Origin of the sequence: Ruminococcus flavefaciens (genome assembly GCF_900116855.1) — a bacterium.
GTDB classification, from domain to species: Bacteria; Bacillota; Clostridia; order Oscillospirales; family Ruminococcaceae; genus Ruminococcus; species Ruminococcus flavefaciens_R.
Genome location: NZ_UETD01000002.1, coordinates 475,292 through 496,287 on the forward strand (window position 1 = coordinate 475,292; position 20,996 = coordinate 496,287).

Annotated in this window: 19 protein-coding genes and 1 riboswitch; of the genes, 12 read left to right on the forward strand and 7 right to left on the reverse strand. The window is 49.1% G+C overall.

Annotated features, from left to right (window positions below; genetic code table 11):
- The first annotated feature begins 9 nt into the window (after positions 1 to 9).
- A complete protein-coding gene (locus DSZ37_RS02235) occupies positions 10 to 1,029 on the forward strand; it encodes a rod shape-determining protein (RefSeq protein WP_028520248.1) in 1,020 nt (339 codons plus the stop codon).
- Positions 1,030 to 1,173: 144 nt separating this feature from the next.
- On the opposite strand, the gene DSZ37_RS02240 is transcribed toward DSZ37_RS02235, so the two are convergent.
- A complete protein-coding gene (locus DSZ37_RS02240; RefSeq protein WP_109725327.1) occupies positions 1,174 to 2,004 on the reverse strand; it encodes an Mrp/NBP35 family ATP-binding protein in 831 nt (276 codons plus the stop codon).
- A gap of 208 nt (positions 2,005 to 2,212) precedes the next feature.
- A riboswitch (FMN riboswitch) is annotated at positions 2,213 to 2,326 on the forward strand.
- 77 nt (positions 2,327 to 2,403) lie between these two features.
- Between DSZ37_RS02240 and DSZ37_RS02245 the strand changes: the two genes are divergently transcribed.
- From DSZ37_RS02245 to DSZ37_RS02290, 10 genes are read left to right on the forward strand one after another with little or no spacing between them, the layout of a single operon-like run.
- Complete coding sequence (locus DSZ37_RS02245) at positions 2,404 to 2,787, forward strand: hypothetical protein (RefSeq protein WP_109725328.1); 384 nt, start codon at positions 2,404 to 2,406, stop codon at positions 2,785 to 2,787.
- Positions 2,784 to 3,893 carry a bifunctional diaminohydroxyphosphoribosylaminopyrimidine deaminase/5-amino-6-(5-phosphoribosylamino)uracil reductase RibD gene (ribD, locus tag DSZ37_RS02250; RefSeq protein WP_109725329.1) on the forward strand — a complete coding sequence of 370 codons (1,110 nt, stop codon included), beginning with the start codon at positions 2,784 to 2,786 and terminating at the stop codon, positions 3,891 to 3,893. Before DSZ37_RS02245 ends, ribD begins: the two co-directional genes overlap by 4 nt.
- The gene (locus tag DSZ37_RS02255) at positions 3,874 to 4,521 is read left to right on the forward strand and encodes a riboflavin synthase (RefSeq protein ID WP_109725330.1); all 648 of its coding nucleotides are present in this window, start codon (positions 3,874 to 3,876) and stop codon (positions 4,519 to 4,521) included. Before ribD ends, DSZ37_RS02255 begins: the two co-directional genes overlap by 20 nt.
- Positions 4,522 to 4,534: 13 nt before the next feature.
- Positions 4,535 to 5,380 carry a hypothetical protein gene (locus DSZ37_RS02260; RefSeq protein ID WP_109725331.1) on the forward strand — a complete coding sequence of 282 codons (846 nt, stop codon included), beginning with the start codon at positions 4,535 to 4,537 and terminating at the stop codon, positions 5,378 to 5,380.
- Positions 5,381 to 5,384: 4 nt separating this feature from the next.
- Positions 5,385 to 6,584 carry a bifunctional 3,4-dihydroxy-2-butanone-4-phosphate synthase/GTP cyclohydrolase II gene (locus tag DSZ37_RS02265; RefSeq protein ID WP_109725332.1) on the forward strand — a complete coding sequence of 400 codons (1,200 nt, stop codon included), beginning with the start codon at positions 5,385 to 5,387 and terminating at the stop codon, positions 6,582 to 6,584.
- Between the two features lie 11 nt (positions 6,585 to 6,595).
- Positions 6,596 to 7,084, forward strand: coding sequence for a hypothetical protein (locus DSZ37_RS02270; RefSeq protein WP_109725333.1), 489 nt, complete (start codon positions 6,596 to 6,598; stop codon positions 7,082 to 7,084).
- Positions 7,085 to 7,096: 12 nt separating this feature from the next.
- The gene (locus DSZ37_RS02275; RefSeq protein ID WP_109725334.1) at positions 7,097 to 7,615 is read left to right on the forward strand and encodes a hypothetical protein; all 519 of its coding nucleotides are present in this window, start codon (positions 7,097 to 7,099) and stop codon (positions 7,613 to 7,615) included.
- A 15-nt stretch (positions 7,616 to 7,630) separates the two neighbouring features.
- Positions 7,631 to 8,098: a 6,7-dimethyl-8-ribityllumazine synthase gene (ribH, locus tag DSZ37_RS02280; RefSeq protein ID WP_109725335.1), complete on the forward strand. Its 468-nt coding sequence runs from the start codon at positions 7,631 to 7,633 to the stop codon at positions 8,096 to 8,098.
- The gene (locus DSZ37_RS02285; protein WP_109725336.1) at positions 8,098 to 8,754 is read left to right on the forward strand and encodes an HAD family hydrolase; all 657 of its coding nucleotides are present in this window, start codon (positions 8,098 to 8,100) and stop codon (positions 8,752 to 8,754) included. The genes ribH and DSZ37_RS02285 overlap by 1 nt, the downstream gene beginning before the upstream one ends.
- Positions 8,755 to 8,770: 16 nt before the next feature.
- Positions 8,771 to 10,405, forward strand: coding sequence for a hypothetical protein (locus tag DSZ37_RS02290; RefSeq protein ID WP_109725337.1), 1,635 nt, complete (start codon positions 8,771 to 8,773; stop codon positions 10,403 to 10,405).
- Positions 10,406 to 10,458: 53 nt separating this feature from the next.
- Here DSZ37_RS02290 and DSZ37_RS02295 read toward each other — a convergent pair whose 3' ends face one another.
- The 3 genes from DSZ37_RS02295 to DSZ37_RS02305 all read right to left on the reverse strand — a co-directional run bounded on the left by DSZ37_RS02295 (position 10,459) and on the right by DSZ37_RS02305 (position 15,410).
- Positions 10,459 to 13,482: an ABC transporter ATP-binding protein/permease gene (locus DSZ37_RS02295; protein WP_109725338.1), complete on the reverse strand. Its 3,024-nt coding sequence runs from the start codon at positions 13,480 to 13,482 to the stop codon at positions 10,459 to 10,461.
- 180 nt (positions 13,483 to 13,662) lie between these two features.
- Positions 13,663 to 14,808, reverse strand: coding sequence for a ribose-phosphate pyrophosphokinase (locus tag DSZ37_RS02300; RefSeq protein ID WP_109725378.1), 1,146 nt, complete (start codon positions 14,806 to 14,808; stop codon positions 13,663 to 13,665).
- Positions 14,809 to 14,879: 71 nt separating this feature from the next.
- Positions 14,880 to 15,410 (reverse strand): inorganic diphosphatase, encoded by a 531-nt coding sequence (locus DSZ37_RS02305; protein WP_109725339.1) that lies wholly within the window; start codon positions 15,408 to 15,410, stop codon positions 14,880 to 14,882.
- A gap of 371 nt (positions 15,411 to 15,781) precedes the next feature.
- On the opposite strand from DSZ37_RS02305, the gene DSZ37_RS02310 reads away from it, so the two are divergent.
- Complete coding sequence (locus DSZ37_RS02310; protein WP_109725340.1) at positions 15,782 to 17,716, forward strand: substrate-binding and GGDEF domain-containing protein; 1,935 nt, start codon at positions 15,782 to 15,784, stop codon at positions 17,714 to 17,716.
- Between the two features lie 57 nt (positions 17,717 to 17,773).
- Here the strand turns inward: DSZ37_RS02310 and DSZ37_RS02315 are convergent, their stop codons facing one another.
- The 3 genes from DSZ37_RS02315 to DSZ37_RS02325 are packed head-to-tail and all read right to left on the reverse strand — an operon-like array spanning position 17,774 to position 20,710.
- The gene (locus DSZ37_RS02315; RefSeq protein WP_109725341.1) at positions 17,774 to 18,694 is read right to left on the reverse strand and encodes an ABC transporter permease; all 921 of its coding nucleotides are present in this window, start codon (positions 18,692 to 18,694) and stop codon (positions 17,774 to 17,776) included.
- Positions 18,691 to 19,527, reverse strand: coding sequence for an ABC transporter ATP-binding protein (locus tag DSZ37_RS02320; RefSeq protein WP_109725342.1), 837 nt, complete (start codon positions 19,525 to 19,527; stop codon positions 18,691 to 18,693). The genes DSZ37_RS02315 and DSZ37_RS02320 overlap by 4 nt, the downstream gene beginning before the upstream one ends.
- Positions 19,514 to 20,710: an ABC transporter substrate-binding protein gene (locus tag DSZ37_RS02325; RefSeq protein ID WP_109725343.1), complete on the reverse strand. Its 1,197-nt coding sequence runs from the start codon at positions 20,708 to 20,710 to the stop codon at positions 19,514 to 19,516. The genes DSZ37_RS02320 and DSZ37_RS02325 overlap by 14 nt, the downstream gene beginning before the upstream one ends.
- Between the last annotated feature and the right edge of the window lie 286 nt (positions 20,711 to 20,996).

A 20,996-nucleotide genomic window follows, 5' to 3' on the forward strand; every position in this document is an offset into this window, starting at 1 on the left:
AACGTAAAAATGGCAAATACTGATATCGGAATAGACCTCGGTACATCAAATATCGTAATGACCATGGGCAACAAGGGAGTAGTGCTCAGCGAGCCCTCGGTCATCGCATACAACACAAGAACTGAGCGAGTGCTTGCTGTCGGCAAGGAAGCCTATGAGATGATAGGAAGAAATCCCGACTATATCGCTGTTAAGCGGCCTATCAGTGAGGGAGTCATCTCCGACGATGACCTTACCCACAGCATGATAAGAGAGTTCATACTCAAAGTAACGGGCAGACAGCTCATGAAGCCCCGCATCGTTATCTGCATTCCATCATTCATCACCGACATCGAGAGCCGTGCGGTAGTTGACGCTGCAAAGAGCGCGGGCTCAAGGCAGGTCTACCTCATTCAGGAGCCCATTGCCGCCATGATAGGCGCAGGAGTCAACATCACCAAGGCAAAGGGACACATGATAGTAGATATCGGCGGCGGTACCACAGATGTAGCCATCGTTTCCATGAACGGCGTGGTGACCTCCCACACGGTCAAGGTGGCAGGAAACTCCATAGACCGCTCCATCATCAAGTATATGCAGAACAAGTACAAGCTCCTCATCGGCGAGAGAACAGCGGAAAAGGTCAAGATAGAGCTCTGCAACCTCTACGACCCCAGCGAGGAGATGACATATCTGGTAAAGGGCAGGAGCCTGCTGAAGGGTCTTCCCGCGCAGGTGCTTCTCAGCGAGACAGAACTCTTTGAAGCCATCGAGGACGACACCTTTGCCATTATGGAAGCTATCCGCAAGGTGCTGGAGGATGCACCTCCCGAGCTTGTGGGAGACATCTACGACAACGGACTTCTTCTTACGGGCGGCGGAGCGCTTCTCGGCGGACTCACCCAGCTCATCAAGCGTACACTGGGAATAAGCTGCAATATCGCCAAGGACTCCATAAACTGCGTAGCTAAGGGCACAGGCATGGCATTCGGAAGAATGACTACTCTGCTTGACGGATTTGAGGCAGCAACGGTATATAAGTACAGATAAAGCGAGATATTCTCTTGTAGGGAACGCCGCCCTCGGCGTTCCGCAATTCAAAATTAATGCGTTTGGGCGGATAATATCCGCCCTTTTCTTATACACGTTAAACAGACAAAAAAAGAACGGCGCGGACGCCGTTCCCTTAAAAAATCACTTTTCCAGTGAAGCTATCTTCTCAGCAGCCTCTGTGAGCCACTCGCCCTCGAACAGCTCGATAGTACCCTGATCGCAGAGCTTAGCAAGCTGGGGATCGATAGGGAGCTTAGCCAGCACGGGGATATCGTACTGAGCAGCGATCTCCTCTATATGGCTCTCGCCGTAGATGCTGTGGCGCTTGCCGCAGTCGGGACATTCAAAATAGCTCATATTCTCGATGATACCGAGGATAGGTATATTCATGAGCTTAGCCATCTTGACAGCCTTCTCAACGATCATTGAGACAAGCTCCTGAGGAGAAGTAACTATAACGATACCGTCAACGGGAAGCGACTGGAAAACAGTCAGCGGAACATCGCCTGTTCCGGGGGGCATATCAACGACCAGACAGTCAATATCCTTCCAGATAACGTCTGTCCAGAACTGCTTTACAACTCCTGCGATAACGGGACCTCTCCATACAACGGGGTCGGACTCATTTTCCAGAAGAAGATTGATAGACATGATATCAAGACCCATCTTGCTCTTAGCGGGGATAATGCCGAATTCGCAGGCATCAGCCTTCTGATGGATACCGAAAGCCTTGGGTATAGAGGGACCTGTTATATCAGCGTCCATGATACCGACATTCTTGCCCAGTCTCTGGAGAGAAACGGCGAGCAGAGAAGAAACGAGGGTCTTACCGACGCCGCCCTTACCGCTGACAACGCCGATGACCTTGCCGATATTGCTCATGGCATTGGGCTTTTCGAGAAGGCTCTGGGGCTCTGTTCTGCTGCCGCAATCGCTGCCGCAGCTTGAGCAGTCGTGTGTACATTCGCTCATAGAAAAACACTCCTTATGATGTAATGATAATATTATACCCCTTTTTGAAGATTTAGTCAATAGCGTATTGACAAATGTATAACACAGTGATATAATAACAGTTGAGAGTTAAGAGTTGAAAATTGAGAGTTAATGTGTCTGCTTCGCAGACTTATTTAAATAACATCGCCGTCAGGTGATACAATAACTGTCAACTCTAAACTATAACGATTATCTTCGGGGCAGGGTGTAATTCCCTACCGGCAGTATAGCCTGCGAACCATTTGGTTGATTCGGTGTGATTCCGAAGCCGACGGTAAAGTCCGGATGAAAGAAGATAAACCGCACAAAAAGTGCAGTATAAGCAGCTACGCCCCGATAAACGGGGCTTTTTTCTATTTCCGCACACGGGAGGGCAGAATGAAGGATCAATTACGGAACGTATTCCTCACAGTAGGACTGGGGACACTCATATTCGTCCCCATGCTTATAATAGACAACGGGCTCAACGATTCCATGAAGTCGGTGCTTATATGGCTTGGCGCGTCAATTCTTTACGGAATGAGCTTCTCCATTCTTGAGCTGAAGACTATCTTCCGCATACCGCTGCATTTTGCAGCCTGCTTCGCCATAACATTTGCAGTAAGGATAGGCTATGCCTATTTCACAAACGGCGAGGTACATCTGAAAAAGCTCTTCATCGTGACGCTGCCCGTATTCATAATAATATATGTACTGCTGTATTTTTACATAAAGAATTTCGGCAGTATTGGCAGCGGAAACAGCAAAGAGGAGGAAACATGACTCACGAAGACTATATGCGAAAGGCTCTTGAACTTGCAAGGAAAGGCATGGGATTCACCTCGCCCAATCCGATGGTTGGAGCAGTCATCGTCCGTGACGGTGAGATAATAGGCACAGGCTATCACAAAAAATACGGTGACCTCCACGCAGAACGCACCGCATTTGCATACTGCGACGAACGCGGCATAGACTGTAAAGGCGCGGATATGTACGTCACGCTGGAGCCCTGCTGTCATCACGGCAAGCAGCCCCCCTGCACGGAAGCTGTCATAGCCCACGGCATAAAGCGTGTATTTGTAGGCTCCTCGGACCCCAATCCCCTTGTAGCAGGAAAGGGCACGCAGATACTCCGCAGCCACGGCATAGAGGTAACGGAAGGAGTGCTGAGAGAGGAGTGTGACGCTCTCAACGAGATATTCTTCCACTTTATAACGACGGGACTCCCCTTTGTTACCATGAAATACGCAATGACACTTGACGGCAAGATAGCCTGCTATACGGGCGAGTCAAAGTGGATAACGGGAGAAGCTGCCCGTGCTCATGTCCAGCAGGAAAGGCTGCGTCACAGCGCCATAATGGCAGGAGTCGGAACAGTTCTTGCGGATGACCCAATGCTCACCTGCCGTCTTGAAAACGGCAGAGACCCCATACGCATAATATGCGACAGCTCTCTGCGGACTCCTCTTGACAGCAATATAGTCAGGACAGCAAAGCAGGTCCCCACCATAATAGCCACCGTATCCGAGGACAGCGCAAGGGCGGCGGAGTACGAAGCCGCAGGCTGCCGGATTATAAAGACAGTCCCAAAAGACGGACACGTTGACCTGTCGGCGCTCATGAAGCTCCTCGGCAGCGAAAAGATCGACAGCATACTCCTTGAAGGCGGCGGCGAGCTTAACTGGTCGGCGCTGAGGGAGGGCATTGTAAGTAAGGTGCAGGCATACATAGCGCCAAAGCTCTTCGGCGGCAGCGGAAAAACTCCGGTAGGCGGAACGGGTGTCCCTTTCCCATCGGAAGCCTTCATGCTTGAAACGTGCAGCGTTACCTCTGTCGGCGACGATATTCTCATAGAAAGCAGGGTGAAAAATGTTCACGGGAATAATTGAGGAGGTTGGCACAGTCAGCCGCGTGCAGCGGTCGGGCAGCTCCTCATTCATTGAGATACAAGCAAAAAAAGTGCTTGAGGACGTCCACTTGGGCGACAGTATCGCCGTCAACGGCGTGTGCCTTACGGTGACCCACTTCGGCAGCGGAACATTCAGGGCAGACGTCATGAACGAGACTCTCAGCCGCTCGTCACTGGGCTCCCTCACCTCGGGAAGCCCCGTCAACTTAGAACGTGCCATGGCAGCAGGCGGACGCTTCGGCGGACACATAGTCTCGGGGCACATCGACGGCACAGGCACGGTCTCGGACATCAGCAATGACGGTATCGCCGTATGGTACACCATAAGCGCCTCCCCTGCACTTCTGCGGTATATCGTGGAAAAGGGCTCCATCGCCATTGACGGCATAAGCCTTACGGTAGCAAAGGTCACCGATACAGCATTCAGCGTCTCCATAATCCCCCACACCGCCGCACAGACCATTCTGGGCAGCAAAAAAGTCGGAGACATCGTTAACCTTGAAAACGACATTATCGGCAAGTATGTGGAAAAGCTCATGAAGCCTGCTGATGATACTCCCAAGCAAAGCAATATAACAATGGATTTTTTGATGAAGAACGGATTTTAACAGGGAGAACGCCATGAAAACAGCAATTATAAAACTCACTTCAGCATTTCTTTCAGCCGCCCTGCTCACTGGATGCAGCAGTGACCTGATAGTAAAAGTTGAAAATGCCAAATACAGAAACTACTTCAGTGACAGCAGAACTGTCAGCATAGACCTTTCGGACGATATATCCTCAGCGGATATAAGCCTCGGCACAGGCGGCATAACCGTAGTCCACACCGATGAGGCTGAGGCTTCGGTATACCTTGATTATACAGTCCGCAGCAATGACAAGGAGCTCTGCAAGGAAGTTGCTGACCACATCGACGCTCTCAGCGAAGAAAAGAACGGCAGTCTCATCATTAATATCGCCGAAAAGAAAACAGGCGATGACATTCAGAAGTGGACACATGACAAGGGATACAAGTGTCAGGTCGAGTTAAATGCCGAGGTAAGACTGCCTAAAACAATAGATACCGTCACCGCAGAAACAAATGTAGGCTCTCTCGATTTCAGAGACATAAAAGGCTGCTTCAGCGGTGAAGTCGACACAGGCAGCATCACCTGCGTAAACACGGAGTTTACTGACAGCTCGTCCATGAAATGCGGCACAGGCAACATCACCATGAGGAACTGCACTTATTCGGAGGATATGACCATTTCAGTTGACACAGGACAATTGCTGTTCAGGCTCCCCACAAAAGGCTCAGCAGCAGACATCGACCTGTCAGTAGATACTGGAAATATGGAAATATGGGACGCTAAGTCCTATGAAATAACAGACGGCTCCGCAAAAGACGGAGAAGTCACACTGGAGTACAAGGATACCAAGGTGTCCGCTTCGGTAAAAACAGGCAATATCAGTATAGATAAGGAGTAATCAAATGTTCCGTTACAACACTGTAGAGGAAGCCGCAGAGGCTCTCCGCAACGGCGAGATAATACTCGTCACCGACGATGAAGACCGCGAAAATGAAGGCGATATGATATGCGCCGCTCAGTTCGCCACCACGGAGAATGTCAACTTCATGGCAGCTCACGCAAAGGGACTCATATGTATGCCCATGAGCATTGAGCTCTGCCGCAAGCTCCATCTTCATCAGATGGTGGACTTCAACACCGATAACCACTCCACGGCGTTCACAGTCTCCATCGACCACATTGACACCACCACGGGAATATCCGCCGCAGAGCGCGGCTACACCGCAAGGATGGCAGTCTCTCCCGGTGCAAAGCCCGATGATTTCCGCAAGCCTGGGCATATGTTCCCGCTTATGGCTAAGAAAAACGGCGTCCTTGAGCGCGAGGGACACACCGAAGCCACAGTGGACCTTATGCGTATAGCAGGTCTTGAGGAGTGCGGACTGTGCTGTGAGATAATGCGCGATGACGGTACAATGATGAGGTCTGCGGAATTGCAGGAAAAGGCACAGGAATGGGGCATGAAGTTCATAACCATACAGGCGCTGAAGGAGTACAGAAAGGTACATGACAAGCTGGTGGAGTGCGTAGCCAACACCAAGCTCCCCACAAAATACGGTGAATTCAGAGCGCTTGGCTATGTCAACAAGCTCAACGGCGAGCACCATGTGGCACTTGTAAAGGGCGACATCGGCGACGGACAGGACATACTCTGCCGCGTACATTCCGAGTGCCTCACAGGCGATGCATTCGGCTCACTTAAATGCGACTGCGGACAGCAGTTTGCGGCAGCAATGACCGAGATCGAAAAGGAAGGCAGAGGAATACTCCTCTATATGAGGCAGGAGGGACGAGGCATAGGACTCATCAACAAGCTCCGCGCCTATGAGCTTCAGGACAAGGGCATGGACACCCTTGAAGCAAACCTTGCACTGGGCTTCCCCGGAGATATGCGCGAGTACTACATCGGCGCACAGATACTCCGTGATCTTGGCTGCAAGACTCTGCGACTGCTGACCAACAACCCCGACAAGGTCTACGGTCTCAGCGGCTTCGGACTGGAAATAAAGGAGCGCGTACCCATACAGGTAAACGCTACCGCCTACGACCTGTTCTATCTCAAGACAAAGCGCGATAAAATGGGTCACATTCTTGATTATTGAGGTGATTTATAATGAGTATCTGGTGGTATTTTGCGACCATTGTACTTTCCGTGGGAGTTCTTCTTATGGTGCTCAACACCATAAACCTGCTCCGCGGTATGCTTAAATTCAAGGACAAGGTCATTGTCATGAATCTTCCCGCGCTGCTGCTCTACATAATCGCTATTGCAGTAGGTATCGCACTTGTCATATTCAACAAGGGCTTCCGCGTTCCTTGGATACTTATGGAAGTCATACTCCTCCTTTCAATATTCAGTCTTTGCGTCCCAATCACTTCTCAGGGAGTTGTCAATGAGGGACCTTTCGGCTGCAAGCTGCTTCCCCGTGAGGAGTACAGCTATGAATTCGGCAAGGACAAAATGGGCGAATGTATGAAGCTCTACCGCAAGGGCGTGGAAAAGCCTGCGGTATTCCATCTGGGCATAAAGAAAATGAAGACCGTAAAGATGCTGGCGGACTGGTACGGCAAGCACGGCTACGAAAACCCGCTGACAAAGTAAGGAGAGACTTCAATGTTTAAAATAATCACGATATGTATTCTCTGCTTAATGATATTGATATTGATCCTCGATATCGTGGGCTTCTTCATCTTCCGCAGAAGGGTCGCAAATAAAAAGACAGCAGTAAAGCTTAAAAGGGAACGCAAGAAGGACCTGCTCTGGTGGGGATGCTGCTGGGCAGCATGGATGGTGTCGGGGCTTCTCAACTGGAACGGTGCAAGGCGGATGAACGATACCTACCATATGCAGTGCTACGGATTTCTTTTCCTCGCAGGCATTATACTTACGATAATACTGGTGCTTGACTTCACTGTCGGCAAGTACGCATATGTGACCTCACAGAGAGTATACTTCCCCGACAATTTCGGACTTGCAAGACAGAAGAAAAACGTCAGCTATCAGCTTTCGGGCTCAACACTGAGCCTGTGGTTCAACAACGGCATCATGCCGAAAAAATTCACAGTCATCGAAAAAAAGGAAGAGCTTGCAAAGCTCCTGAAGGACAATTACAAGCTCAACAGAACTATATAAAAAGGAGTAATCATCATGAAGACTTATGAAGGAAAACTTGTATCAAAGGACATCAGAGTAGGAATAGTAGTAGCCCGTTTCAACGAGTTCATCACATCCAAGCTTCTTGGCGGAGCCATCGACACTCTCAAACGTCATGACGTAAGTGACGGAGCCATCGACGTAGCATGGGTACCCGGCGCATTTGAGATACCGCTTATCGCCTCAAAGATGGCGAAGTCCGGCAAGTACGACGCCGTTATCTGTCTCGGTGCCATCATCAGAGGAAGCACCTCTCACTATGACCTTGTCTGCAACGAAGCTGCAAAGGGCATCGCACAGGTATCTCTCCAGAGCGATATCCCCGTAATGTTCGGCGTTATCACCACCGAGAACATCGAGCAGGCTATCGAGCGTGCAGGCTCCAAGGCAGGCAACAAGGGCAGCGAGTGTGCTGAGGGCGCTATCGAGATGATAAACCTCATCAGAGAGATCGAGGCATAATGACCAACCTGATCTTTGATTACGACGGCACTATCCACAACTCCATGCTGACCTACGCCCCTGCATTCCGCGGCACCATGAAATGGCTGTCCGACAGGGGCTATATCGCAGACAGAGAATACACCGACAAGGAGATAAGCTACTGGCTGGGCTTCAATTCCACGGATATGTGGGGACAGTTCCACCCTGAGCTTGATCCTGAGATACGGGAGAAAGCCCGTGTCATGCTGGGCGAGGACATGGCTCGCCGTGTTGAAGGCGGTGAGGGAGCATTATATGACGGAGCCGAGGAGGTCCTTGCAGACCTGAGAGAAAAGGGCTTCATCCTTATCTTCCTCAGCAACTGCCGCTTCCACTACCTTGAGCGCCACAAGCGCGTATTCGGTCTCGACCGTTTCTTCCACTATTTCTACTGCTGCGAGGCTTTCGACTTTATACCCAAATATGAGATATTCCGCAAGATAGCTCCACTGCATGAGGGAAACTTCATCGTTATAGGAGACCGCTTCCACGATATAGAGACCGCCGCTGTGAACGGGCTCCCGTCAATAGGCTGCGGCTACGGCTTCGGCAGCAGAGAGGAACTTGCCAAGGCTGACATCATCGTGGACAACATACGTCAGATACCATCGGCTGTGGAAAAACTCCTCAGCTGACGCGAAAGGAGTATGTATGAAACTCTCACGCATATCCGCGCTCCTCACCGCAGGAGCGCTGACCTTTTCACTTTTATCATGCACTGACAATAATGTTCCGCGTCAGTCCAGAGTAAGGAACAGCGAACGCGAGTTTGCCATAGGGCATCCTACAGATGAGGAGCCGATCTTTGACACCGACATAGACTGTCCCGACCTTGACGAGGTGCAGGCGTCGGTCCAGCAGCTCCTTGACGATCTTGACTCAAAGGACAGTAAAGCTGTAAATGATGATATCGATCAGCTGCTCGGTCTCTACGACGAGATATACGAGGCATTCGCCTACAAGGAAATGAGTTTCTACGCCAACTATTCCGACAACGATATGGAGGAGGAATACAACGAATACTACCGTGATCTCTATGTTGCAGGCGACATGATAAGGTTCGGCTTTATCAGGGGCTTTTACAGCAGCTTCAGGAGCCGCTTCGAGGAACTTGTAAGCAAGGAGGACATTAAGTTATACAGTGATATCACAGACCTGTTCAGCCTTGATACAGCCCGTTCCGACTCCGAAGCCAGCTTCGATGAGATGTCGGAATACCTTGGTGAATACTACGACATCATTGCAGATGACAGTCTCAGCGATGACGAAAAGGACCTTGAGTGTGCAGAGATACTCATAGACATTCTTCGGGACTATGACGAAAAAACTCTCTATTCCCAGTATGACAGGGATTATACGGGAAGCGAGATACTGGCGCTGGGTGACTCCATAACCGACGAACTCATTCCCGTCATGGACGACCTTATTGACCTGTATGTGGACAACTATGCGTGGGACGATGACTCCGCGGGACGCTCATACGCTGATGTGCCCTTTGAGACGATAAGAGAATACGCGCCAATGCTCTCCGAAGATATTGCCGCGAGTGCCGACCTTATCTGCGACGAAAAGCTTTACAGGATATGCGATAAAAACGATGCTTTTGAGGGAGCCTTCACAGAGGAGCTTCCAGTTGATAATAAAGCGATGATCTTCATAGGAAACGTGGGCGAAGACGAGATACTTCCCACAGCCATACATGAGTTCGGCCACTTCCATGCTTCCTTCTATGACCGCACTCCCACATTTCTTTCACGCAACAATCTTGATATCGCCGAGGTGCAGTCTCAGGGACTGGAGCTTATCTTCACCCGCTTCTACGATGATATCTATGGTGATACAAGTGACACAGAGAAGCTTATGCAGGTCATTGACCTGCTCGACTCGGTGATAAGCGGCTATCTTATCGGTGAATTTGAGTACAGAGCAGTTCAGGACATAGACAATATGACTCCCGAGAAGCTTGTGGAGCTTTTCAACGATAAGCTCAGCTACTATGACGGAGCCTGCTCTCTCTATATGATATCCCATCTCTTTGAGAGCCCGGGGTACTATATAAGCTATTCCACCTCAGCACTTGCCGCCTTTGACCTGTTCGATGATGTGAACAATGACCCTGACAAGGCGCTTGAACGCTATGAGAAGATAGCCAAGATATCCTGCAACTCAGGTGAATACAAGTTCCGCAGGGCACTCAGCGAGTGCGGATTCAGCAATGTACTGACCAAGGATTACATTTCTAAGCTTGCAGACGATATAAACGACTTTATCGCACAGTACAAGTAATAAAAAAGGACTGCAAACGGTTTCTCCGTGCAGTCCTTTTATTATATCCGGTTTTATTCTGTCCTGAGAGCCTCCACAGGGTCCTTTCTTGCGGCAACACCCGCAGGGATAAGACCTGCTATAAGCGTGAGTATCATGCTTATGAGCACCAGCACCACAGCTCCCACAACAGGAACGTGAGCGCGGAGTTCATCCAGACTTGTAACACTGTGAATGATAGCATTTATCGGAATTGTAAGCAGTACCGAAACGCCGATACCTATAAGACCTGCCGCAAGTCCCACAAGCAGGGTCTCTGCATTGAACACAGTCTTTACATTGTGCTTTGAAGCACCGATAGCTCTGAGTATACCGATCTCTCGTGTACGCTCAAGAACCGAGATATAAGTGATGATACCGATCATGATGGAGGAAACCACCAGAGAGATACCAACGAAAGCGATAAGCAGATAGGAAATACCGCTTATGATGCCCGTGATAGAGGACATGAGCAGAGCCACCATATCGGTATAGTGGATTTCATCAGCCTCCTTGACGCCCTTGTTATAGCGCTTGATAGCGTCTGCGATATCGTCCTTGTCCTCGAAACTCTTTACATAGATACGGATGCGTGAGGGATCAGACTCATCGGCAACGCCGAAGAGCTTCAGATTATCCTCATAAGTAGACTTTGATATCTCCTCGGGAGTATACTTTTCAAATACAACGCCATAGTTCTCAGTGCTTATAGGAGTTGAATCCAGCATCTTAGCAAGCTCGGCATTGGTGAGTGAACCAAGCTGTTCCTGAGCCATCTGAGCGTACTGCTCTGTGACCTGCTGACGGATAGCCTCCTCAGCGTAGGACTTTATATCCTCATCGCTCATCTGATCGACGAAGGCGGTTATCTGAGAGGTATCAACGCCCAGCTCATCGGAGTACATAGAAGTGATCTGCTCCACGAACTGCTTTCTGTCGAAGTCCTTCATGGCAGCCTCAACCTGAGCATCGAGCTGCTCGGGATCGGGCTGTGATACCACCAGTCTGTATATATCAGCCTTTGTATCGGTATCAGCCTTTTCTATGAACGCCTTTGCAGTCTCAGCCTTCTCCTCGGGAGTAGGCTCAACATAGTCATCGGTCATGAACTTTGTGCCTGTGATGAGGTCGTTCTCCTTGTCGGCGATCTGATCCTTTACGAGAGCGCTGTCATTTGTCTTGTTGATAACGTACTCTGTAAGCTTGCTGGTATAGCACATATATCCCTGAAGCATGGGAGCCTTTACGCCGTCCTTGGGGTGGATAAGACCCACGATCCTGATATCCGTGCCCATATCCGCAGAATTATAGAGATATTCGATACCTGTCTTGTTGGCAGTGAGGTCAACGCAGCCCTTGCCTGCCTCGTTCTTCTGATAGTACTCACAAGGGAGGATCATCTTGAACTTCTTGTTCATGATATCGTCCATGGTCCATTCCATCTGACCGTAGTCCTTGATCTCCTCGTTGCTCATGGCAGCCTTGAGCTTTTCGTTGAAGCCCTCCTGATCCTTCAGACCCATAGCATAGGTGATGATATCAGGAAGCTCGTTATTCTGTCTGAGTACCAGAACTACCTCGTTGTAATCCTTGGGCCAGTCGCCCTTGACAAGCTCATACTGCTCCTTGATGAGGTCGCTGACGTACTCGCCGTTCTCACCGGGGAGAAGCTCCTCCATAACGTTGAGACCGAAAGCTGACATTTCCATGCCTGCCATAGGATTATTCATAGTGGCAGTCATAACATCCGACTCGCCCATACCCAAAGCCTTGCTGTACATATCCATGAAGTCCACCTTTACGATCTCGCCCGAGGGAGACTCGGTGAACACAGGCATTTTCACATCGTATGAATAGCCGATGGAAGTAGCCTTATCGGCAACAACGCTGTCGTTTTCGAGGAATTTACGGAAGTCCTTCATATTGTTGATCTGCTTTGCAGAGGAATTGAAGGAGTTGAACATATCGTACACCTGAGTATTTGAATAGATCTTATCGTCCTCGAATGTACGGGAATTATATTCCTCCTGACTCTTCATAAGAGCCTCGATCATACCCTGAGTATCAGTATTTTCCCTCATGATCTCCAGCGGGTAGGACGAAAGAGTTTCCTCCTGAATATTATCGATATACTCATTTATACCCGTTGCAAGTGAGAGGATAAGAGCGATACCGATGATACCGATAGAGCCTGCAAAAGCGGTGAGAAGTGTCCTTCCCTTTTTGGTCATAAGGTTGTTGAGTGACAGTGATACCGCGGTACCGAAGGACATTGAGACCTTCTTTTTCTTGCCGTCGGTGCTCTTCTCTGTCTTTTCAGCCTTGTCCGACTTGGACTTCTTGGACTTTTTCTTCTTGTCCTTGCTCTCCGCCTTTGAAGGATCGAATGGATCGCTGTCGGCAGTGAGCTCGCCGTCCTTTATCCTGACGATACGGGTAGCGTACTGCTCAGCCAGCTCAGGGTTATGAGTTACCATGATAACCAGTTTATCCTTGGCGATCTCCTTGAGGAGCTCCATTACCTGAATGGAGGTCTCCGAGTCGAGAGCGCCCGTAGGCTCGTCGGCGAGGAGTATCTCGGGGTCATTGATGAGAGCACGGGCGATAGCCACACGCTGCATCTGTCCGCCCGACATCTGGTTGGGCTTTTTGTGGATCTGATCTCCCAGCCCTACCTTTTCAAGGGCTTCCTTGGCGCGTTTGCGTCTTTCCGACTTTGAAACGCCCGAGATAGTCAGAGCCAGTTCAACATTTGAGAGAACAGTCTGATGAGGAATAAGGTTGTAGCTCTGGAAAATGAAACCGATAGAGTGGTTTCTGTACGCATCCCAGTCTCTGTCCTTATACTGTTTAGTAGACGTACCGTTGATGATGAGGTCTCCCGAGGTATAGTGATCGAGACCTCCTATGATGTTTAGCAATGTGGTCTTTCCACAGCCTGAATGTCCGAGAATAGCGACAAATTCGTTCTCACGGAACGTAATGCTCACCCCGTTCAGAGCTGTTACGACGTTATCCCCTACGCCGTATTTTTTGACGATGTCTTTCAGCTGAAGCATTTAATCTCCCCTTCATAAATCATTTGACAGTAGATAACTGCCGCAAATTAAAATTTGCAAGTATAATTATAGCACTTTGACGAATATTTGTCAATATTATTGTGAGCTTTAAACAAAGGTTTCACACAAATTTTACAAAAGAAAAAGGCACTGTTTGTTTACAGTGCCTTAACATTTATATTACTTCATGCCGTACTTCTTGAGCAGGTTCTCGATCTTGATGTGAGGATCGATGATCTTGCTGATAGAAACGTCGTGGTTGATAGCTTCAATGAAGTAAGCGATGTACTTGGAAACATCTACCTCGTGGAACCAAGGCCTGCTGAGGAGCTCAGGAGTCCTGTATGTGAGGTTTGTACCGAATACGCCGTCGAGAGTGCCTTCCTCGTAAGCCTTGTCAAACTTCTCAAGGCCGTTTGTGAAGATGGTATAGGTAGCATAAGCGAATATTCTGCCTGCCTTCTTCTCCTTGAGGGCATAAGCGAGGTCGAGCATGGACTCACCTGACGAGATGATATCGTCGGAAACGAAGATGTCCTTGCCCTCAACAGGGTTGCCGAGGTATTCGTGAGCAACGATGGGGTTGCGGCCGTTAACGATAGTGGAGTAATCTCTTCTCTTGTAGAACATACCCATCTCAACGCCGAGAACAGAAGCGTAGTACATATTTCTGTTGAGAGCGCCTTCATCGGGGCTGACTACCATGAACTTGTCCTTGTTGAAGTCAAGGTCCTTTATATCCTTAAGCATTGCCTTGAGTACCTGATATGTAGGCATTACATTGTCAAAGCCCATGAGCGGGATAGCGTTCTGGACTCTGGGGTCGTGAGCATCGAAGCATACGATATTTGATACGCCCATTGCCTCAAGCTCCTGAAGAGCGCAGGCACAGTCAAGTGACTCGCGGTAGCTTCTTCTGTGCTGGCGTCCGCCGTAAAGAGTAGGCATTATAACAGTTATGCGGTGAGCCTTACCGCTTGCAGCCTGAATGATCCTCTTGAGGTCCTGGAAGTGATCGTCGGGAGACATTGCGTTCTGCATTCCGAAATAGTCATACTTGATGCTGTAGTTGCCGACATCAACGATGATAAAGAGATCCTTGCCGCGGATAGTGGACTTGATGAGTCCCTTGCCGTCACCCGAAGAAAAACGGGGGCATTCGCTCTCAACGAGGAAGGTATCGACATTGATGCCGCCCTTTCCTGCCCAGTCAACGAGGTAATCGTCGATCTTCTTACCAAGCTCGGTAACGCTGTTCATAGCGATGATACCGATAGGTGCAACATTTGAATCGCTGCCGAATAAAATTTCACTTGAAGCTGTCATAAAACTGTTTTCGCGCATATTTACGCGCGATACTCCTTTCGCTTTTTAGTCATTTTCGGTACGAGCAGTGCTTACTTGCAGAAGCTGTCGATATAGCGTTCGATATCTCCGCTTATTATCTCCTTTGCAATGTCTGCATGATCGACCTCGTTAACGGCTGTTGTTTTGTTTTCAAGTTCCTTGTAGACTGTGAAGAAATGAGTCATCTCATCGAAAACGTGCTTCGGAAGCTCCTCGATATCCTTGTACATATTGTAGTTCGGATCGTCAAAGGGTATCGCAATGATCTTGTCGTCACGGTGACCGTTGTCAAGCATTCTGATAACGCCGATGGGGTAGCATCTTACCAGTGTAAGCGGCATGAGCTGCTCCGAGCAGAGCACCAGAACGTCGAGGGGGTCGTTATCGTCTGAATAGGTCCTCGGGATAAATCCGTAGTTCGCGGGATAGTGAGTGGAGGTATAGAGGATACGGTCCATAATGATAAGACCTGTTTCCTTGTCAAGCTCATACTTGATCTTGCTACCCTTGCCGATCTCTATGACCGCGATAAAATCTTCGGGATTTATTCTTTTGGGACTGATCTTGTGCCAGATATTCATAAATTCCCTCCGCAGCATATCCGCCCGTGCATCGGGCACAGGAACGGAATGATTTTGATAAAGCCATTAAGAATGACGTTATCCCCTACTAATTATTATACAGTTTTTTGGGGATTTGTCAATATACCCCATGATTTTCGGCATTTATTATAAATTATCCAAAAATCCGAGAAATTTTTCGGCTTATCGTCATTACGGGACTTTTGTTGATAACTGCAGGCATATTACTCTCGGGATAATTATATTAATAAAACGTAAATATATCCAATGAATATTATAATAAAAATCTATTGATTTTCCTCAAAAAATATAGTAAAATATATATAGAGTTTTCTCAGATAAATACAAAAAGGGAGAAAGGGGGATGTGAAATGGGTGTAAAGAGAATCGCCGTCATCATCGAGGAGATAGGACAGAGCTACCAGAGTGCTATACTCAGCGGAATAGCTGCGGGAGCTGCCGAATTTGATCTCAATATAGCTGCATTCGTATCATTCAGCGGCGAGATGAACAATCCACGTCACGAGATAGGCGAGCTCAACATATTCAGTCTCACCGATTTCACTTGCTTTGACGGAGCTATACTTCTGACCAATACCCTCTCCTGCCAGAAAGCTGTAAATGACATAATCGAAAAAATAAAGCTTGCAGGCATACCCACAGTCAGCATAGACAAGTATATCCCCTGCTTTTATCATATCGGCATAGATAACAAGACAGCCATGCGCAGCATAACCGAGCACATGATAAACACCCACGGCTACAGGGATTTCGCCTATATCTCGGGACCTCCCGAGAATTCCGAGAGCTCTGACAGGCTTGCTGCTTTCTGCAGCGTTCTTGGTGAGAACGGACTGGATATAAGCGAGGAAGCCATTTACTACGGCGACTTCCGTGCTCCCTCGGGAAAGGCAGCGGTGGAACACTTCATCGAGTATCTTCCAAATATGCCCCGTGCCATAATATGTGCCAACGATGTAATGGCTGCCGCAGCCATTACCGCTCTCCGTGCCCACGGACTGAGAGTCCCCGACGACGTAGCGGTGACAGGCTTTGACAACACCTACAACAGTCACAATTATCAGGTGGAGCTCACCTCTGTCGAGCGCCCCCTTACCATGTCGGGCAGACTTGCCTGCAAGCTACTCAACGAGCATTTCAAGGGCATTCCCCAGCAGCGCAATGTCATACTGAATATGTCCGCCAGATTTACAGAGAGCTGCGGCTGCTGCCATAATGTGCTCTCGGACGTTACCACGCTAAAGGAGCTCAACTTCCGCAACTATTCAAACTTTGAAAGTGTGCAGTCCTACATGGCTGTGCTGAACAGGATGTCCACCCAGCTCGAAGCCTGCAACAACTTCAACGATTATATCGCCACATTGAAGCGCAACGCCGTTGAGATACATCCCGACGAGTTCTACTTCTGTCTCTGTGACAACTGGGACTCCGAGCTTGCATTAGACCGTTCAACAGCCAGAAACGGCGCTGAACCCGGGATACCCACCACCTACACCGAGGAGGTAACAGTTCCCATCGCCTATGTAAACGGCGAGTTCATGGACTGCGGCAGGATAAAGTCAAAGGATATATTCCCGTCAGCGGCGAAAACAGGCGAAACAGGCAAATTCTACTTCGTCACTCCCCTGCACTTCGGCGAGCGCTGTCTCGGATACATGGCAATACGGAGCTCACGGATACCGCTCCAGAACATCATGTTCGAGACCTTCTGCATAAACATCTGCAACTCACTGGAAAACCTCCGCAAGCTCATGTGCCTCGAATATGCAGTGGACCGCCTTGTGAACCTTTATACCAAGGACACATTTTCGGGCATCTACAACCGAAACGGCTTCGTTCAGGCGACCGAGGACATATACCGCGAGTGTACGGAAAAACAGCGTGATATCATGCTCATGTTCATCGACCTTGACGGGCTGAAGATAATAAACGACACCTACGGACACGACATCGGCGACCGCGCAATATGCAACATAGCCGATGTTCTCCGCGACTCCTGCACAGGCGGCGAGATATTCTGCCGTTTCGGCGGCGATGAGTTTATAGTATTCGGAGCGGATTACACCGAGCAGATGGCACAGCAGCTCACCGAGCGCATTGAAGCAAATATCGCAAAGATCAACTCAAGCGGCGAGAATCCCTTCGTACTCAGTGCAAGTCTCGGTTGCACCATAGCCAAGCCGAAAAAGGGCGAGGACATCTTCTACTTCGTCACCGAAGCGGACAACGTGATGTACGCGGAAAAGCGCAAGAAAAAGCAGTCCCGCCACCTTAAAAAGCTCTGATATAAGTAAAACAAGCCTGACAGCAGACCATTCTGCTTTCAGGCTTTTCTTATGTATTCACTTTTTCCACCGCAGCAGATAGTTCTGAAGCTTGTTGAAAAGGAAGGTAACTGCAATAACTACGAAGCCGATGACCAGCAGTCCCGTGATAGTCCTTGTGTAGTCGCCGAAGTCCGAATAGTACTTGACATAGTAGCCCATGCCGTCCCTTGCGCCGATCATCTCCGCGGAAGTGAGGAGGATGAATGACACGCTGAGACCCTGATTGCAGCCGAGGAAGATCTGCTGCAGCGACGCAGGAAGTATGACCGAGAACAGCATCTCGGGCTTGCTGACATTGAGCACCTTCGCGGAGTCGATGATCTTCTTGTCAACGCCGAGGACACCGCTCATGGTACCTGCAAACACAGGCCAGAATGTAGCGAGGAAGATAACGAAAACCGATACCGATCTGAATGTGGGGAGCAGCGCTATACCGTAAGGGATATACACGATAGGCGGTATGGAGCTGAAAAACTTGGTGATATATGTGGCAGCACCGCCGACTCTTGCGCTCCAGCCGATAAAAAGTCCGAGGGGAACGGCTGTGACTACCGCAATGAGAAATCCCTGAATGGTTATTCCGACGGAGCTCTTTATGTTAATGAGTATCTTCTGCCTGTCCTCAACGAACTGGGCGATGACCTTGCCGGGAGCCGGGAAAAGCATATCGTTGAGCACATTGTACTTTGCGGTGGCGAGGCTCCATACTATGAGCAGGAAGTAAACAAATCCCACTATATCCAGCAGCAGCGACAATGACTGGGGCTTCTTTATGATGAAGCTTGCCAGCAGGGTCACAACTTCAACGCCTATTGCAAAAACCACCAGCTTTCCCGTAAAGACCTCCTTTGTGGACCTGTCAGGAAGCAGCTGTACCAGAAGAAGTATGACGAAAAGGATGTGAGTTACTCTCAGGAAGCGTTTCTTCCATGTCATAATACCACCTCGTCTCCGCCGATGCGCTCTCTGATGTCGTTGTACAGCAGACCCAGCAGTCTGTTTCTGAACCTGCCGTACTCCTCTGTGCCAACCAGAGCCGAGCGGCTTCTGGGGCGCTCAAAAGGGACCTGCACTATCTCATTGACAGTACCGGGGTGAGCAGTCAGCACAACTATCTTATCCGAGAGCAGGATAGCCTCGTCGATATCATGTGTAACAAAGACAACAGTCTTGCGCTCCTCCTTGCCGTCGCCTTCCCAGAGGGACAGAAGCAGCTCTTGGAGCACTACTCTGTTCTTAGCGTCAATGGCGCTGAAGGGCTCATCCATGAGGAGTATCTCCGTATCCATGGCGAGAGCTCTTGCGATAGCGGCTCTCTGCTGCATTCCGCCCGAAAGCTGTGAAGGGTACTTGCTGCCGAAGCCGTCAAGTCCCACCTTATGGAGGAATTCATCCGCTATCCTTGTGCGCTCACTGCGCTTGACATCGTGTCTTGCCTGTTTGATTCCGAATTCTATATTCTTTCTTGTGGTCATCCACGGGAAGAGAGAGTAGTGCTGGAACACTACTCCTCTCTCTGTACCTGTGCCGTGAAGCTCTTTGCCGTCTATCTGCACAGTACCCCCCGCAGGAGAATAAAGACCCTCGAGAACACTGAGGAGTGTTGACTTGCCGCATCCGCTGGCGCCGATGACGCTGACGAACTCTCCCCTGCCCACGCCGAATGATACATCATTCAGTGCGTTGAAGCTTTTCTTGTTCTCTATGTAGTTTACAGTGAGATTTTTTATCTCGATCTTGTTGGCAACTGCCGTATTACTCGTACTCATTGAAATGCTCCTCTAATTCCTTATAGATATCATCAGAGCCTTCCGCGATAATACTTGCCAGAGCGTTTTTGTAAATATCGGTGTTATAGTATGGCTCGATGTCGTAATCGTTTGTATAGCCCAGATCTACGATCGTTTCCTTGAGTGTGACGGTACCCTGCTTGTCGGGATCGGGGCTGGAAACGCTGTAACCTCCGTAAACCTCAGTCTCGATAAGGTCATTCTCAATATCGATGTATTTCTTGATATCCTTGATGGTCTTGTCGTGGTCGGTCTGTGTAAAGTGATAAGCCTTTATGAATGCTCTTTCGATAGCAGTAAATGTATTGGGATTGCTGTTAAGTGCTGATGTCTTGGCGATCTGACGGCAGCAGGGCTGATTCTGGAGAGCCTCCTCATGAGCGCAGTAGTAGACTACTCTGTATCCCTGTGACTTAGCCAGTGAAGCGTATGGCGAATAAACTGAAGCCGCATCGATGGTAGCATTTGAAAGTGCGGCATAAGCGTCCTTCTGGCTGTCGAAGTAAACGATATTTACCTCGTCCTTGCCCTCGCCGATACCGATATTAGCATTTTTGAGAAGTATCTGGAGTTCTGCGTCCTGAACGCTGTTCTTGACTGAAGCAACGTTCCTGCCCTTGAGTATCTCAACGCCAAGCTCGTCCTCATCGGCATATTCCGACTTGATAACATAGCCGTGACCGTTTGTCATTGCACCGCCGAAGATGGAAATATCATGTCCCTGACTCTGGAATGTAAGTGTGGGTACCGAACCAACGAAAGCAACGTCCAGCTTATCGGATTCAATACCGTTTACCAGCTCTGCTGCACTGGAGAACTGAGTAAGAGTAACATTAAGCCCCTCCTCCTTGAAGTAGCCTTCCTCAGCAGCAACAAATGCAAGGAGGTGAGCTGTTGAGTTGAGGTGTCCGATATTGATATTTGTCTTTTCGGGAGCTCCGAGTGTTACTGCCTCGGCGCTGTCACCGCAGCAGTCCGCAGGCTCATCCTTGCAGCAGTCATTTTCCTTATCCTCGCAGCAGTCCGTTGTAGTATCGGAAGCTGCTGTGGTTGTCTTATTTTCTGTGGTTGTTTCTGTGCTCTCCGAGCTGTTGAATGCTCCGCAGCCTGTAAGGAGAGCGGCAGCAGTAAGAACTGCATATAACTTTATTCTTGTTTTCATATTTATCGACCTTTCATCACATATAATTCTTTCATATCCACTTATTAATTCTTTCCGTCACCATTATCTGCAACATCGCATTCGCTCTGAATGTATCAGTGCTCTGTAAGAACCTTTCATATTCTCACTCCCTGTGTTTTCTGTGTTCTTATCATACCATACCTATAGGTTTTTGTCCAATACCTAAACCCTATGATGTCTTATAGGGAAAATCTATCGCAGACACAGCCTTACAAAAAACAGCGCCTGCATAAAGCAAGCGCTGTTTGGCTTTTTCTGTTGAACT